General features: G+C 64.0%; 12 protein-coding genes and 4 pseudogenes. 8 read left to right on the top strand and 8 right to left on the bottom strand.

Annotated features, from left to right (window positions below; genetic code table 11):
- Positions 1–618: 618 nt before the first annotated feature.
- Both ACSHT8_RS15870 and ACSHT8_RS15865 read left to right on the top strand, forming a co-directional pair.
- Positions 619–857: pseudogene (locus ACSHT8_RS15870) on the top strand (transposase); the annotation flags it as partial.
- Between the two features lie 86 nt (positions 858–943).
- A complete protein-coding gene (locus tag ACSHT8_RS15865; protein WP_436501784.1) occupies positions 944–2,467 on the top strand; it encodes an ISL3 family transposase in 1,524 nt (507 codons plus the stop codon).
- A 231-nt stretch (positions 2,468–2,698) separates the two neighbouring features.
- On the opposite strand, the gene ACSHT8_RS15860 is transcribed toward ACSHT8_RS15865, so the two are convergent.
- Entirely contained in the window at positions 2,699–3,001 is a 303-nt protein-coding gene (locus ACSHT8_RS15860) for a group II intron maturase-specific domain-containing protein (RefSeq protein ID WP_436501783.1), read from the bottom strand.
- Between the two features lie 77 nt (positions 3,002–3,078).
- On the opposite strand from ACSHT8_RS15860, the gene ACSHT8_RS15855 reads away from it, so the two are divergent.
- The 4 genes from ACSHT8_RS15855 to ACSHT8_RS15840 all read left to right on the top strand — a co-directional run bounded on the left by ACSHT8_RS15855 (position 3,079) and on the right by ACSHT8_RS15840 (position 8,256).
- Positions 3,079–4,286, top strand: a protein-coding gene (locus ACSHT8_RS15855) for an IS3 family transposase (protein WP_436501782.1) whose coding sequence is annotated in 2 segments (ribosomal slippage) — positions 3,079–3,376 and positions 3,376–4,286 — 1,209 coding nt in all. Because the reading frame shifts where the segments join, the coding sequence is not laid out codon by codon here.
- A gap of 739 nt (positions 4,287–5,025) precedes the next feature.
- The gene (locus tag ACSHT8_RS15850; protein ID WP_436501781.1) at positions 5,026–6,432 is read left to right on the top strand and encodes an MFS transporter; all 1,407 of its coding nucleotides are present in this window, start codon (positions 5,026–5,028) and stop codon (positions 6,430–6,432) included.
- A gap of 21 nt (positions 6,433–6,453) precedes the next feature.
- A complete protein-coding gene (locus ACSHT8_RS15845; RefSeq protein WP_436501780.1) occupies positions 6,454–7,713 on the top strand; it encodes an FAD-dependent oxidoreductase in 1,260 nt (419 codons plus the stop codon).
- Positions 7,714–7,770: 57 nt separating this feature from the next.
- A complete protein-coding gene (locus ACSHT8_RS15840) occupies positions 7,771–8,256 on the top strand; it encodes a nuclear transport factor 2 family protein (protein ID WP_436501779.1) in 486 nt (161 codons plus the stop codon).
- A gap of 232 nt (positions 8,257–8,488) precedes the next feature.
- Here the strand turns inward: ACSHT8_RS15840 and ACSHT8_RS15835 are convergent, their stop codons facing one another.
- The 3 genes and pseudogenes from ACSHT8_RS15835 to ACSHT8_RS15825 form a co-directional block, all read right to left on the bottom strand.
- On the bottom strand, positions 8,489–9,019 hold the full coding sequence (locus tag ACSHT8_RS15835; protein WP_436501778.1) for an ISL3 family transposase: 531 nt from the start codon (positions 9,017–9,019) through the stop codon (positions 8,489–8,491).
- 244 nt (positions 9,020–9,263) lie between these two features.
- Positions 9,264–10,034, bottom strand: a pseudogene (locus tag ACSHT8_RS15830) (ISL3 family transposase); the annotation flags it as partial.
- A 66-nt stretch (positions 10,035–10,100) separates the two neighbouring features.
- Positions 10,101–10,880 carry a transposase family protein gene (locus ACSHT8_RS15825; protein ID WP_436495584.1) on the bottom strand — a complete coding sequence of 260 codons (780 nt, stop codon included), beginning with the start codon at positions 10,878–10,880 and terminating at the stop codon, positions 10,101–10,103.
- Positions 10,881–11,129: 249 nt separating this feature from the next.
- Here ACSHT8_RS15825 and ACSHT8_RS15820 point away from each other — a divergent pair.
- Positions 11,130–11,380: pseudogene (locus tag ACSHT8_RS15820) on the top strand (transposase); the annotation flags it as partial.
- Positions 11,381–11,461: 81 nt separating this feature from the next.
- Here the strand turns inward: ACSHT8_RS15820 and ACSHT8_RS15815 are convergent.
- The 3 genes and pseudogenes from ACSHT8_RS15815 to ACSHT8_RS15805 form a co-directional block, all read right to left on the bottom strand.
- Positions 11,462–11,953, bottom strand: coding sequence for a hypothetical protein (locus ACSHT8_RS15815; RefSeq protein WP_436501777.1), 492 nt, complete (start codon positions 11,951–11,953; stop codon positions 11,462–11,464).
- Positions 11,954–12,001: 48 nt separating this feature from the next.
- Positions 12,002–12,226 carry a DUF7455 domain-containing protein gene (locus ACSHT8_RS15810; RefSeq protein ID WP_436501776.1) on the bottom strand — a complete coding sequence of 75 codons (225 nt, stop codon included), beginning with the start codon at positions 12,224–12,226 and terminating at the stop codon, positions 12,002–12,004.
- 269 nt (positions 12,227–12,495) lie between these two features.
- Positions 12,496–12,848: pseudogene (locus ACSHT8_RS15805) on the bottom strand (transposase); the annotation flags it as partial.
- A 487-nt stretch (positions 12,849–13,335) separates the two neighbouring features.
- On the opposite strand from ACSHT8_RS15805, the gene ACSHT8_RS15800 reads away from it, so the two are divergent.
- Positions 13,336–14,763: an NF041680 family putative transposase gene (locus ACSHT8_RS15800; protein WP_436501775.1), complete on the top strand. Its 1,428-nt coding sequence runs from the start codon at positions 13,336–13,338 to the stop codon at positions 14,761–14,763.
- Between the two features lie 21 nt (positions 14,764–14,784).
- Here ACSHT8_RS15800 and ACSHT8_RS15795 read toward each other — a convergent pair whose 3' ends face one another.
- Positions 14,785–15,924, bottom strand: coding sequence for an FAD-dependent oxidoreductase (locus ACSHT8_RS15795; protein ID WP_436501774.1), 1,140 nt, complete (start codon positions 15,922–15,924; stop codon positions 14,785–14,787).
- Positions 15,925–16,050: the final 126 nt, after the last annotated feature.

The raw sequence follows: 16,050 nt of genomic DNA, 5'->3' as shown, positions 1-16,050 counted from the left end.
ACCCGATCGGTCCAGAGCGGGTCCATCGTCGACGAGGCCGGTCTTGTGCGCTCGTCAGCGGTCCTGTCCCGGCAGAAGGGCCCACTGGTTCTGCGCTACCGCAACGACTACAGCGTCGAAGAGGTGGCCGCAGTGTCGCGGTGCTCGCCGGGCAATGTCAAGAGCCTGTCCGCGCGCGGGCTTCGCACGGGCGCGCTACGAATTGCGACGGTCTGACGTGGACCTCGATGAGGAGCGTCGATGACCGAGGGAGAGTCGCGTTCGGAGTTCGCGCGTCTATGTGACAGCGCGCCGCCAAGCCGCCTGTCTGGTGGACAAACGTCATCACGCGTGACCTGGCTGGTTCGTCGGAGGCAGCGAGTCGTGGCGGCTGCCGGTTCAGTCCTGGCTACTCGGACCGACGGTCAAGCCCGTGTTTCTGTCGCGAGTACTGCCTCAAGGTGCGCCGCGTTCGGAGGGTCGACTCAGATCTCGATTCGCACCCAGACTCTGACAAGTCGACCTCGCAAACTCGGAATAACTAAACGTCGTGAGATTCTCGGAATAATGATGGGAACCTCCTAAGGCCGTGTCCTCGTGGTGATCTTTCGCTCTGTTGATCATGGGCGGTGGTCGTGGATCGTGCCGGAGGGGTTGTGGGAGTTGGCGGCGCCGTTGTTGCCGCCCTCCGGTGTGCGTCGGCAGGGTGGTGGGACGCAGAACGTCGCTGATGAGGCCGTGTTCGCGGCGATCGTGTATGTGTTGGTCAGTGGGTGTGCGTGGCGGTTCGTTCGGCCGTGTTTCGGGGTGTCGAAGTCGACGGTGCACCGCAGGTTCACGCTCTGGGCCGCGCTGGTGTTTGGGCCCGATTGCACCGAGGTTGCTCGCCGATGTCAACTCCGGTCCAACCCTGGCTCTGTCCCAGATTCGGTGATCGCCTTTGGGCGCGGTATGACCTTGGTTCGTGATCTTGGACGATGTGGTTTGCGGCCTGGTGGCGGCGTTGTTTCCGCACTTCACGGGCGTGCGGGTGGATCGAGTGGCTACCGCTGCGCGATGGGTGCGGTTCGAGGTAGCAGGCCGTGAACCCACGGCGGACTGCCCAGCATGCGGTCGCCCTTCTGATCGGGTCCACAGTCGCTACGAGCGCACGGTCGCCGACCGCGGCCTGGGCGACCGGGAAGTCCTGATCCGGTTGAGGGTTCGACGTTTCCGCTGCCGAAACGACGACTGCGCTCGACGGATCTTCGCCGAGCAGATCCTCGGGCTGACCCGGCGCTATCAACGTCGCACCCCGACATTGACGTCGTTGCTGGTTGACGTGGCCCTGGCGTTGGGTGGCCGCGCGGGGGCACGATTGACTCGGCGACTGCTCGTCGACGTCTCGCACATGACCCTCCTGCGCCTGTTGCGAGCGCTACCAGTGCCCGACCCAGGGCAACTGTGCGAGGTCGGAGTGGACGACTTCGCCCTCCGCCGCGGACACCACTACGGCACCGTGCTCGTCGACATGCGCACCCACCGGCCAATAGATCTGTTGCCAGACCGGACGGCGGGCACCGTGGCGGCATGGTTGGCGCGGCACCCCGGCATCCGCGTCGTCTGTCGTGACCGCGCAGGCGCCTACGCCGACGGAGCCGCTCGTGGTGCGCCACAAGCGATCCAGGTCGCAGATCGCTGGCACTTGTGGCACAACCTCGGCCAGGCCGCCGAACGCGTCGTGGCCCGCCACCGCGTTGCGATCCAGCCAGCCGATCCGACGCCGACATCAGCACCTCCGGGCCGCTGCGAAGGATCGACCGCTCCGCCCGAGTCGACGCCACCAGCACCAGCCGACCGCCAGGACCGCACCGCGCAACGCACCCGGGACCGCTTCCGTCAGATCCACGACCTGCTCGAACAAGGCGCCAGCCTTCGCGCCGTCGCCACGAAACTGCGGCTGTCGCGAGGAACCGTGCGCCGCTTCGCCCGCGCCGAGACCGCCGAGCAGCTACTCGTCAACAACGGCACCGGATACCGCACCAGCATGCTCGAACCCCACAAGCCCTACCTGCACATGCGCTGGGAAGCCGGAGCCACCAACGCCACCCACCTGCACGCCGAGATCACCGCCCGCGGCTACACCGGCGGCTTCACCCTCGTCCGCAACTACATCCACCGGCTGCGCCCCACACCCGGCCACGTCCCGCCGCCCGCGCCAACCCCGCCGACCGTCCGCCAAGTCACCAAGTGGCTGATGACCGACCCCGCCACCCTCGACCCAGACGTCCGCGATGACCTGGACGCCATCCTCGATCGCAGTCCCCAACGCACCGCGCTCGCCGACCACGTCCGCCGATTCGCCCACATGGTCTGCCACCTCGGCGGCGCCGACCTGCCCGACTGGATCAGCACCGCCAAGAACACCGCGATCAAAGAACTCCGCTCATTCGTCAGCGGACTCGAACGCGACCTCGACGCCGTCACCGCCGGACTCACCCAGCCCTAGAGCTCAGGCGCCGTCGAAGGCCAGGTCAACCGCATCAAGATGTTGAAACGCCAGATGTTCGGCCGCGCCAACCTCGACCTGCTCCGCATCCGCGTCCTACACCGCAACTGAGGCGATCGCTGAGTAGGCCCGGGGCGCGGTGTCGGGATTGCTCCCGGCCCGTTTCCCCGGACCTCTCGCCGAATCCGCCGTGCGCCTCTCAACGCAACGGGCTCTCCACGGTTCCTGTCGTCAGGCGTGGGTGGTTTGGACGTAGGCGTTGGGGATGTTGCTGGCGCGGTAGCGATACCGGGTCACCGGGATCGCCGCTATCCGGCGCAGTTCGATCTCGCCCGCGTTGATCGCCCGCCAGCGCCCACTGGGCGTGACAAGCCACCGACGGACGTCCTTCCACCTCCAGTGGTGCCGTTGCCTCATCATGCGGACAATCCGCCACCAGGCGAGACTGTCCAACATGTCGAAGGTATTCTTGGCTACCGCGTGTCGGAAGTAGTTGGCCCATCCGTGCATAACCAGGTTGAGTCTGGTCAGCACGTGGGCCTTGACCCCGGATGTTGGACACCAGACACACTTGGATCCTGATGGTCCGGGTGGACAGGAGTCCTGCACAGATGGCGATGAAGCACTACCCGCCGGAGTTCAAGGCCGAGGCGGTCGCGTTGTATCGGTCCCCTCCGGGTGCGACGATCAGGTCGGTGGCCGAGGATCTCGGGGTCAATTCCGAGACGTTGCGCAGCTGGATTCGGCTCGACGAGGGACGGCGCACCGGATCGCAGGTGGCGGCGGGAACGCGTCCGGAGACTGTGTTGGCCTCGTCGGAGGGCGAGAACGCCGCACTGCGCAAGCGGATCCGCGAGTTGGAGGAAGAGCGCGACATCTTGCGCAAGGCGGCCAAGTATTTCGCGGGGGAGACGCGCTGGTGACCCGCTTCCAGTTCGTCGCGGACCATCAGCGCCGCCACGGCGTCAAGCGGTTGTGCCAGGTCATCGGTGTCGCCCGGTCCAGCTACTACCACTGGAAGGCCACCGCGCCGGACCGGGCTGATCGGGCCGTGGCGGACGGCCGTCTGGCGGCGCGCATCCGCACTGTCCACCGGGACTCGGCCGGCACCTACGGCGTCCCGCGGATCACCGCCGAGCTGTGCGAAGGCGGGCATCCGGTCAACCACAAGCGCGTGGCCCGGGTGCTGCGCGGGATCGGCCTGGCCGGGCTGCGGCTGCGCCGCCGACACCGCACCACCATCGGCGATCCCGCGGCGGTCAAGGCCCCGGACCTGCTCGGCCGGGACTTCACCGCCGAGGCCCCGAACACTCGCTACGTCGGTGACATCACGTATCTGCCGATCGCCGACGGCACGTTCTGCTATCTCGCGACCGTGATGGACCTGTGCTCGCGCCGGTTGGTCGGTTGGGCGATCGCCGACCACATGCGCACCGAACTGGTCATCGACGCCCTGCACGCCGCCCAACACACCAGGGGCAGCCTGGCCGGAGCGATCTTTCACAGCGATCACGGGGCCCAATACGGTTCTCGGGCGTTCGCCCGGGCATGCCGCGAAGTCGGGGTGACCCAGTCGATGGGCGCCGTCGGCAGCTCGGCGGACAACGCCGCAGCCGAGAGCCTCAACGCCTCGTTCAAGCGCGAGACCCTCCAAGGCGCCCAGAATTGGGACAGCGAAAGGGAAGCGAGGCTGGCCGCCTTCGGTTGGTTACACCGCTACAACACCAGACGCCGCCACTCCCACCTCGGACAGATGTCCCCGATCGACTACGAGAACAGCCTGCTACCAACACCCGCTACGCTCACACACGCCGCATAACCCCGTGTCCAACATCCGGGGGTAAGGCCCCACGGCCTCATCAGCGACGTTCTGCGTCCCACCACCCTGCCGACGCACACCGGAGGGCGGCAACAACGGCGCCGCCAACTCCCACAACCCCTCCGGCACGATCCACGACCACCGACCACCGACCATGATCAACAGAACGAAAGATCACCACGTAGGACACGGTCTTAGTTCAGTCCTGGGTTGAATGCTGAACACCCGTGCAGTACAGCTAGCAGCTGCCTAAAGTAGGAGCCTCGTTTGCACGGCCAGTGCTTGCCGCACCGGCACATGCCCCAGAGTCCCTGCTGGTGGAATTCAGTTTCCCTCCGGCTGGGCCGGTCCAGGTTCGGGAGGGTTCCAATGCTCATCATCCACTCCTCAACAACCTGCACCGGAGGTTCGTTGGAAGTTGACGCAGGACGCCGGTGCCTAACCTGGCAGCGTGGATCACCTGACGCAGGCAGGCATCAGGGGAATGCCCTAGACCGAACCCCTAGTTCGCCTGGCAACGATGGCAGCTTGGATACTCGAACTCCCGACACCCTGATCCTCGGTTTCGGCTTGGGGAAAGATCCTGTTGTCTCGTCCGTCGAAGCGTCCCGAGCGGCGCGATAGATCGAACACGACGGCCTGCGCCAGATGCCGCTGGCGATCATTGAGTCGGACACGTAGAATCGCCTTTCACAGGCTGGTGCTGATCTCGATCCTGGTCTGAGCGGTAGGTGGTCACGTGGCGAGCGCTGGTGAAAAGATCACTGACGGCGGCTACGGTCAGATCGCGGCCAGGGTGGACCGAATGCCTATTACCTCGGTCCACCGAAGGACCGTACGTTTGTTGTCGACTGGACTCTTCTTCGATGCCTTCGATTCGATCAGCATTGCTGTCGCGCTGACGGTTCTGATCGATCTTTTCGATCTTACTATTGGACAAGCAGGCCAGTTAATCGCGGCGGGATACTTGGGCCAGATGTTGGGCGCCCTGATAGTCGGCGCGTTGAGCGAACGTTACGGGCGTAAGCGGGCGACTGTGTTCGCGCTGACAGTGTTCGGCTTGTTGTCCTTAGGGGTCGCCGCCTCCACATCGTTGGCCACGTTGATGGCATTTCGGTTGCTTCAAGGTGTGGGATTGGGTGCACTGGTGCCAGTCAGCGCGGCGTTGCTCAGTGAGGTACTCAGTCCACGGTCTCGCGGCCGTATAGTCATTTTGTATCTCACTGCTTTTCCGTGGGGCCTTCTCGCGGCACCTTTGCTGGGCGCGATCCTCTTCGCGAATTTGGACCCGGACACGGCTTGGCGCGTGTTGTTCGCGGTCGGGTCGTTGCCACTGGCCCTCGCAGCGATCTGCTGGTTTGCTTTGCCCGAGTCGCCACGATGGCTGGCAGCAAAGGGTCGCTATCGGGAGGCTGACGCGATACTAACAAGGATGGAAGCGAACGTCGAAGTTGACCGAACTGTGAGTTTGGCGACGCCAGCTGCGGAACCTGCGGAGACCACCCCTCAACCGGAAACACAGTTGCGTGAACTATTTTCCGCGAATTTCCGCCGCCGCACTTTGGCGCTATGGGCGACCTGGTTCTGCGTCTTCTTCGTCACATATGGGTACACTGTGTGGCTGCCGACAATGTATGTCAAACTGGGAGGACTTGCCCCGTCGAAGTCTCTACTGATGACGGTAATTGTCAGTGCAGCGGGGTTGGTAACCGTCTATGTTGTCTCCATGGTCGTGGATCGATTCGGTCGGCGTCCCCTGCTCATCATTGCGTTCGTCGTGATCGCTGCTGGTACAGGCGTCGGGGCAATCGGTGTTTCGATCATTGGTTTAACCGCATGGCCTGCCCTGCTTTCAGTCGGTATATCGATCGCTGTGGGGGTCGGGATACCGGCATCGCTGTTGTACCTGTATACCGCAGAATTGTATCCGACGCGGATGAGGTCCTGGGCTACGTCTGCGGGGAGTAGTCTCAACCGCGCCGCCAGCATCACCGCGCCTCTAGTCGTCGCTGCGATTTTGGGAGCGGGGGGCGGGGTGACGCAGGTATTCCTGTTACTGCTGGGCGTTGCGATCGTCGGGCTCGGTGCGGTGTCTGCAATCGGTATCGAGACCAAAGGGCGAAGCCTCGAGGAAATCGCACAATGACGTTCGCTAGAGGAGTCGGTCGTGCGTGTTCTTATCTCCGGCGGTGGGGTAGGTGGACTGTGTCTCGCGCAAGGATTGCAGAAGCAGGGCGTCGAGGCAATTGTGTTCGAACGAGATCCCGGTATCGAGTTCAGGAATCAAGGATATCGACTATACATTAACCCGGATGGTCATGGCGCACTGGCGGCGTGTCTACCCTCCGATCTCTATCAGTTGTTCGTGGCCACCTCGTTCAATCCGTCACCGAGAATGGCCGTCTTTGACGAACAGTTACGTCCGCGTGGCGTGACCGCACTACCGCCGCTCGGCCGGTCAAACCCATATGATCGGCACGCGGCGGTGAATAGACTCACATTGCGGGAAATCTTGGCGAACGGACTTCCCGACTTGCGATTCTCGACCAGAATCGATAGCTACTCTATTGGCCGCTCCAAAGTCCGTGTTCGGCTGGCCGACGGGTCGACGGTCGACGGAGATGTACTCGTCGGCGCGGACGGAATCCGGTCGGTTGTGCGCCGACAGTACTTGCCCACCGCCGGTTTAGCTGATATCGGACTCCGTGTCATCTACGGAAAAATCTCAGTGTCAACAACTGTCCGGGAGGCGTTGCCCGAGCACTTCCTGTCGGACCTGTTCACGGCAGTGGTCGGCGCTGACAAAAAATTCCTGGGCGTAGCTCCAGTCCTTTATCCTGCACCATTTAGCGAGGCGCTGGGCAGGATATGCCCTGGCATGAACTTGCGTGAGGATCATGATTATCTGATGTGCCTGCTCGGGGCACGTCGCGAAGCTTTCGATTCTGACGACCAGATGCAGTCTCTCGGCGGGCGCAACCTAAGACACTTGGGCGTGCAGATGATCGACGCTTGGCATCCCCTTCTCCGTGAATTAGTAGGTCAGTGGGACGAGAACTCGCTATTCTTTCTCCGACCATACAGTTCGATCCCCGTAGATCCGTGGCCTCCGTCGCAAATCACCCTCATCGGTGACGCGATTCACGCGATGAGTCCGGCACTCGGCGTCGGCGCGAATACAGCACTTCAGGATGCTGCGATTTTGTCCACCCAACTGGGCAGAACCGATGGTACGCCCCAATCCATCGTCGAGCAAATCAGCCACTACGAGACCTCTATGAGGGATTACGGATTCACCGCGGTACGCGCTTCCGCCAGAAATGGCGTGATGCTGGCCGGGCAAGACCCGCTCCCGGATTCTTTCAGCGCGGACCCAAGTATAGTCGATGGATTCGCACTGAGTGTGAAGGAAATTGAGGATTTGTAATTGGCGACGCCAATGCAAACTTCGCAGTAAGAGCATCTTCCGACGAAGGAGTGCAACATGTCTACATCGAATGTGAGCCTGGTGCAGCGAATCTGGCAGGCATACAACCGCAGGGATTGGTCAAGCGTCGCAGAGATCTGCACTGACGATTTCAGCTTCTTCGACAACGCCTTAGGGGTGAGAGGGGAAGGGGCGGAACAATTCGTGCGCTACTGGCAGAACTTTGTCGAAATCATGCCGGACCACGTAGTTGACAACGTCGACTACCTGGATGCTGGTGACGTTGTAGTGTCGATCGCTACCGGCACCGGCACAAACTCGGGAACCGGACTTCTTCCAGCAACTGAGGCAAGTGGAAAAAGGACAGCTCTCCGCTTCTGCGTCCTGTGGCGGTGTACTGACGACGGCCGCCTCGCGGCCTGTGAAGGATTCTACGACCTCCTGAAGTACATGGTCGCTTTCGGCTACGTCGAGCAACCCACAATCGGCCAAGTCGTGCATCTGGAGATCCCTCCATTGGTTGGCGCCTCGTACGGCCGCTGACCCTGAGGCGATCGAGCTTCGGCTTCGCCGCGAAATCGACGGGCAGAACCTTAGAGCGCATCTGACGCATGGGTTTGTGGCGTGAACTCCCGGTAGGACTGGCAGATCGGTCTGATCTGGACTTTGATGTGGTAAACGCATCCGCGACGTCCTGTGCACCTGGCTCGGGTACGCGCGGTGTCGGTTCCGGCTGAAGACTGGATCTGGCACAGATTCCGCGATCGACTGGGTGTCAGTCGGCGAGAAGTACGCGTTTGCGGAGCAGGTCGAGGTTGGCGCGGCCGAACATCTGGCGTTTCAACATCTTGATGCGGTTGACGTGGCCTTCGACGGGTCCGGAGTTCCAGCGGAGGGTGAGTCCGGCGGTGACGGCGTCCTGGTCGCGGCGCAGGCCGATCACGAACGAGCGCAGCGCTGGGAGGTTGTCGCCGTCGACCGTCGCCATCCACGGTTCGAGTAGATCGCCGCGGAGCTCGCTCATCATCGTGGCGAAGGAACGGACGCGTTCGGCGAGCACGGTCAGTTGCGGGCTGCGGGCGAGGATCGCGTCGAGGGAGCGCTGGTCCTCGAGGTTCATGTTCGCGGGTTTCGTCATGATCCACGCTGCGACACGGCGTGCTTTCGGTGCTGTAGGCGTGGACGCGGGGATGGAGACGGTGGCTCGGAACGGCCGCAAGTTCTGGCGCAGGACCTGCGGTTTGCCGCGGTAGCAGCCTGGATCTCGCCGAACAGCTCGGTGGCGGTGGTGCAGCCCTCGTTCCATCGTCGGTGCAGGTGGGCTTGAATGGCTCGAGGATGCTGTGCCGATAGCCGGTGCGGTTGTTGACCAACAGCTCGTCGGCGGTGGCCGCGCGCACGAACCTGCGGACGGTGCCTTTCGACAATCCGAGTTCGGCCACGATGCGTCGAATGCTGAAGCCTTGGTCGCGTAGTCGGTGCACCTCGGCGTGGCGTTCGCGGGTGCGGACGGCGGTCCGGTCGGTTCGCTGTTCGGCTTCTGGCCGCAGCGACAGCACTGGTATCGCGGTAGTGGTCGTGTCGTTGGCTGGGGCGGGAACGGGGTCCTGTGGGCGCAGACCGGCTCGGTGGGCGGCGACGGTGCGTTCCACGGCGGTGCCCAGGTTGTTCCACACGTGCCACCTGTCAGCGACCTGCTGGGCGTGCGGTGCGCCGACTCGGGCTCCCTCGGCATACGCGCCCGCGCGATCCCTGCAGATGATCTCCACGCCCGGACGCTTGCGCAGCCACTCCGCCAAGGTCTCAGTGGTGCGCTCGGCGAGAACGTCCACCGGGCGGCCAGATTCAATGTCGATGAGCACGGTGCCGTAGATGTGTCCGCGGCGCAGGGCGAAGTCGTCGACGCCCAACACCCTCGGCGCCGGTGTCGGCGACTCGGGTAACGCCCGCACCAGCCGAAGCAGCGTCATCCGATTGACCTCGCTGGCCAGATGACGAGTCAGCCGAGCACCCGCGCGGCCTCCCAACGCCAACCCAACCCGCTCCAACAACCGCGTCAGACCCGACGTGCGGCGACCATATCTAGCGGTCAACCCGGCCACCTGCTCGGTGAACGTCGTCCGTTCACAACCCTCGTTCGCGCAGAACCAGCGACGAACCCGCAGGTGGATCACCGTCTCCCGGCCACTGACCATCAAGTCCGTCAACCGCCGCACGTAGCGAGAGTGCACCCGCCGAGCCACCACATCGCACCCCGGACACGCCGCGGACTCGTGCTCGGTGCGGGCCTGGATCCGCAACGACCGGCCAACACTGAACACCTGCTCGATCCGCACGCCAACCAGGTGCGGGAACAGGACACGGAGCACGTCGACACTGAGCCCATTTCATCCTCTGGTGGTCTCGTGGTTCTGTAGGACGTGGATGGCTTTGGCCAGTCGGCCTGCGCGGCGTGGGCAGCAGCGGAGTTTGCGCAGGATGCGCCAGGTCTTGAGTTGAGCGTTGGCGCGTTCGCCGGGACCGCGGAGCCGGGCGTGGGCGCGGTTGGCGTCTTTCTGCGATTCCGGCTTGTTCCGACCCCTGTAAGGGGTGATCACGTGCCTGCCCGTGGGGTCGTAGCCGTGGTAGCCCTTGTCGGCCAGGGCGATCAGCCCTGCGTCGCGGAGGGCGGCGAGGATGTTCCAGATCCGAGCCGCGGCGGTGTCGTGGGTGCTGCCCGGCAACTGGCCCGAAACCCACAAGATCGCCCCTTCCGGTGAGGCGATGACCTGCAGGTTCACCCCATGGATCTTGTGCTTGCCGGAGTAGAAGGGGCGGTCGGCGGCCACCCGGTCGATCGGGATCAGCGTGCCGTCGACCACCACGTAGGCCACGCCCGCCCGCTTGGCCGTGCGCAGCGCGGTCCGCAGCTTCGGTGCCCGCCGCGCGAGCAGTTCCACGGTCTCGTCCACATACCGCCAGCAGGTGGTGGTCGACACGCCGAACCCGGCACCGACCTCGGCGAACGGCTCACCCTTGCGCAGATACACCAGCACCAGCAGGGCCTGCTGGCCCGGGTTCAACACCCGCCACCGCGACCCGATCTCAGCGCGGTGGGCGCGGATCAGGCCGGACACGAAAGTCAGGGTCGCATGCGACACGGGCAGCGCGGCACGGTAGAACAACATCTGAAGCCCCTGGGCGCAACTGGACGATCTTGGTCGAAAGTCCTGCTACCAGGGGCTTCGCCACGCCCAGACGCCGCCACGCCGACGGCCATCAACACGTGATCACCAGAAGTCTTGCCCACCAACACATCCACCTCAGGATGAAATGGGCTCACTGAGCACGTCGACACTGAGCACAGACCGTGATCAACTACGCCCCCGGTCAATCACGGAATCAGTGCCAGATCCATGATTCATGTGCCGTTGACACTGGCGTTCCCGCCGGAGCTGCGGAAACCCGTCTACACCACCAATCGATCGAGAGCTTGAACTCCCGGTTCCGGCAGGCCACGCGGCGTCGCGGACATTTCCCTAATGAGCAGGCCGCACTCAAGGTCCTGTATTTGGTGATCAAGAATCCGCTCAAGAACCGTTCCAATATCACCGGCCGAACGGTAGGGTGGAAACAAGCGTTGAACACGCTCGCCATGTATTACGGCGACCGGCTCACCGCGCAGTAATCGACAGGGTGATCACATCATCACCCACAAGATTCCTGACACTCCCGCGGGGAACGAACTCGGTGGGGTGCGGGTTGCCACTCAGGATGCTCGCTTGAGGGCTGGCTGCGATGGGTGTCTGGCGGCGAAGGCGGCGTCGTGGCGTTCGATCTCGCCGCTGCGAACCAGCCTGTCCCACTCCGCCCGTGCCCTCCGGTCGCGTGGTGTCGCGGTCTGGCCCGAGGTGCCGGTGGTCGGTCGGGTGGTGTCGGAGTGTTCGGCCGGGGTCGGTGACTCCAGGAGGAGTCGCCATGCCTGGATGGCGTGGTGGACGATTGTGAGGGCGTCGGCGTAGGGCCGCCGGTCACCGGTGAGGGTCACGGTGATCGGGTACCAGGGCGCGTCGGGTGCGGTCGGTGATTCGTCGCGGCGTTCATGCCGCACCGAGAGCCCGCCGACGACCATGCACGCGATGAGCGCGTGTACGCGGTCGCCGGGTTCACCGCGAACGACGACGTCGGCGTATCCCTGTGGTGTGTCGGAGCGTGATCGCTGGAACGCGTAGATGCCGATTCTGGGTAACGGAACGTCCATGACGTGCCACCTGGGGTTGAGTGTTCGTTCGTCGCTGGGCGCCGCCGCTCAGGCGGCCTGTTGTGCGTCGTGCGCGGTCCGGGCGATGATCCGTGCACCGGCCTGGGCCAGTCCCGACCCGTACGCGTGTGCGTGGTGACCGCAAAAGTGCAGCGCCCCGACGGGGAGCACCGCCGCCACCACCGCCCGCGCGCCGCATTTGTCGCATCGGTCGTCCCCGCGGTGACTTGCCAGGGACGTGACGGTGGACTGAGGATTCGGGTAGGTCTCCATGCTTTCCTCCAAGGCCCTCGAGCCGCTGGGCTACCACTACCGTGCGCCCACCACGGCCCGGAGCGCATGCGGGCCGACCCCCGTCTGCACCCCAATCTGTGCATGGCCGGTTGAGCCTCACGGTCGCGCCGTCACCGTGTCCTTGGATTGTTCTACGGGTGAGACGGCGGGAGCGCTCCTCGATGCACGGCAGCGCGCATTTGCTGGGACAATCGGTCACGTCCGCCGAAGTGGTGTAGGAGTCGGCACCGTGTGATCCTTTGTGGACTCTAGGCGGTGAGTCCTTCGGTTGTCACGTGGCCGGTCTCAGTGGTTGTGGCGGGTTCGGCGTCGATGATGCGGATGCGGCTTCGGGTGAGGATGTAGGGCCCCATGTAGCGGCGGGTTTCGGTCCATTCGTCGGTTTGCTCGGCGAGGACGGCCTCGACGAGCCGGATGATGGCGGCCCGGTTGGGGAAGATGCCGACGACGTCGGTGCGGCGCCGGATCTCCTTGTTGAGCCGTTCCTGGGGGTTGTTGGACCAGATTTGGCGCCAGATCTCGCGGGGGAAGCTGGTGAAGGCGAGCAGTCGGCGCGGGCTTGGTCGAGGTGGTGGGCGGCGTCGGCGAACTTCTCGGCTAGTACGGCAGCCGCACCCCGTGATCTTTGGCTGGCATGTGATCGCGGAGACGGTAACGTGATCAACTTCGCGGCGAGTTGGATCCCGATCCCTTGTTCGTGATCACGATGCGCGGGCGAGGTGCGGAACCGGCCGGATGCCAACGGCGCGACGGCGACAGCGGACGGCACACAGCAACAGAGAACTCCTTGGTAGGACGGCGCCTCTGCACCAACCGATCTAGTGGGAGTCCGCCCAACCGTGAACGACGCTCCGAGGCAAGATTGAGTTCAGGGCTGGCTTTGATTGGTGATCATGCTCTGGCAGTCACCGGCAGGGACGAGGATCACTCGGTTATCCCCGGCCGACTGTCGCGGCCCAGTCCACGCTGAGCTTGTTCTTTAACCTGCCGACGTTGGTGACACGCCCCGGTTGATCATGAGCGCAGCCCTTGGTTGATCATTCCTCTTGCGACAGTGGAAGATCGATCCAAGGGCTGCGGTGATCAGTGTGCACGATCCCGACCGCGAGGCGGCATCCGGGGAGTTGGCCAGGTTCCGGCAGGAGTTCTACGACTGCGTGACCGCGCGGGCGGACGTGTTGTTCGAGTTGGCCGACGCGGTGCTGTGTGCCGATGGGCCGGTGACGTCGCTGGTCGACCTGACGCTGACGCCCGAGCATCGGCGCGGCCACGGCGCCCTCTACGACGGGCTCAACAGCGGCCGGATCGACGTGGCCCGGCTGCGCGTGGATCTGGCCCGCCTGTCCCTGCCGCGTACCGATGACGGCCGGATCGTGCTCGCGGTCGACGTCAGCCCGTGGCTGCGCTCCGACGCGGCCACCAGCGCGGAGCGGTTGTTCTGTCACGTCTACGGGCGCGCGAAGAGCGCCTCGCAGTTCATACCGGGCTGGCCCTACTCCTTCGTGGTCGCGTTGGAGTCCGGACGCACGTCGTGGACCGCGATGCTGGACGCGGTCCGACTCGGCCCCGCCGATGACGCCACCGCGGTGACCGCCGAGCAGTTGCGCGCCGTGGTCGACCGGCTGGTCACCGCCGGGCACTGGACCAACGGTGACCCGAACATCCTGATCGTGATGGACAGCGGCTACGACGTCACCCGGCTCGCCTTCGTGCTGGCCGACCTGCCCGTCGAGGTCCTCGGCCGGATCCGCTCGGACCGAGTGCTCCGGCTGCCCAAGTTGCCCCGGCTGCCCGGCGTCAACGGCCGACCACCCAAGCACGGACCGGAGTTCGCCCTGGCCAAGCCCGCCACTTGGCCCGAACCCCAGCACACCACGACCACGGAGACCACTCGGTACGGCACCGCGCGGGCCGACAGCTGGGACCGGCTTCATCCCCGGCTCACCCACCGCACCTGCTGGCTGAACCACGACGGTGAACTCCCGGTCATCGAGGGCACACTGCTGCGTCTTCAGGTCGACCACCTGCCCGGCAACCGAAACCCTGACCCGGTGTGGCTGTGGTCCTCGGCCACCGATGCCACCGGTCAGGACGTCGACCGCTGGTGGCGGTCCTACCTCCGCAGGTTCGATCTTGAACACACGTTCCGGCTGTTCAAGCAGACCCTCGGCTGGACACGCCCGAAGATCCGCACCCCAGAGGCCGCCGACCGCTGGACCTGGATCGTGATCGCCGCCCACACCCAACTGCGGCTGGCCCGCCCCCTCGTCGAGGATCTACGCCGCCCATGGGAGAAGCCCGCCGCCCCAGGCCGTCTCACCCCCGCCCGCGTCCGACGCGACTTCCGGAACATCCGCCCGACGGTCACCCTGCCCGCCAGAGCACCGAAACCCGGCAAGCCCGGCCCCGGACGCCCACCCGGTCGCAAGAACCGCAAGCCAGCCGCACGCCACGACGTCGGGAAAACCGTCAAGCGCGACCTCACCATCGCCCAACATCAAGGTCAGAAAGGTTAAAGAACAAGCTGAGCATCTGTTTCAGTGCTTGCCCCTTGAAGCTATGGTCATTGCCAGGTCGAGGAGACGCAATGTCGCGTTCCTTGTTGCACTACCGAAACGGCTTTGGGTGTGGAACATCTTTGCTGCCGAACGAGAGCGCATGACAGCGGTGCGATTACGTTTGGCCGCCTCCTTGTCGTATCGGTGAAGTGCAAGCGGATCCCCATCGAGGTTGGCTTTGAGTGTCCTCGACAGGTTGAGTGCATCCACCATCGCCATGTTCGCTCCCTGGCCCTGGAAAGGGCTCATTGGATGGGCGGCGTCTCCTATCAGTACACAGTTGTCGAATAGGCAGGAAGGAGTCGGATTGCGATCGAAATACGGGCGCGAGACAATGTCTTCTAGGTTTGTCGCAGTGATCAGTTCGGCTATCGGAGAATGCCATCCTCTGGTTGCGCGAAGTGCGAACTCCTGAAGCTCCTCTCCACTTCGCCCATCCAAGGCATCGATCTTGGAGCGCAGGCTGATCGACCAAACCGTTTCACCATTCTCGCCATAACGATGCACAAAAGCGGATGCTCCGCAGGACAGGGACATGAAGGCTCCGCCTCCCAGTAGCGGGTGGTCCACGTCCGCGCGAACGATCCCTCCAACGGCAAGTAGCTCTAAGCTGTGGAGCGAGTCGCCGATCAAGGCCATCCGGCCTCGGGATCGGACGCCGTCGGCGAATACTATAAGGTCAGCATCTACAGAGCTGCTGTCCGCAAACTGCAATTGGTGTCCAACCTTGGGTTGTGCGACACCTGTGCATCGGGCTCCCCATATGATCCAGTCCGCAGGAACGGCGTTAAGTAGGTGCGCTCGCAGGACGTCTCGTGGGATTCCGATCGTGTTGCGAGAAGACCCCGGGGCTGCGCGCAAGCACATGAGGCGGCTGCCATCCGACTTGCGAAATGTGAAATCAGTTGTTTGGTGTCCTTTCGCGCGAATCTCCTCATACAACCCCAGTTCCCTTAGGACGCGAAGTCCCTCACCTTCCGTGAGTGAAATCGAGTATCCCTGCCGACGTGCGGTATCGACGACGTCTCGCTCGTATACTGCCGCGGACAAGCCCTCTCGATGAAGCGCTGCAGCCAAAGTCAGCCCCCCGATTCCCGCACCGACGATCGCGATCCGCACCGGCTCTCCATTCTTACCTAGGGTGCCCGAACAAATTGTCCATTGTCGGGCCCACTCGAAAGTATCTAGCGTTTCACTGCGCGCGCAGACATGCACGAGAGGGGGACCCTAATCAATACCCCAAAC

Origin of the sequence: Actinokineospora sp. HUAS TT18 (assembly GCF_051364635.1) — a bacterium.
Taxonomy (GTDB): domain Bacteria; phylum Actinomycetota; class Actinomycetes; order Mycobacteriales; family Pseudonocardiaceae; genus Actinokineospora.
The sequence above is the reverse complement of the archived record's forward strand: the minus strand, read 5'-3'. Positions and strand labels throughout refer to the sequence as shown.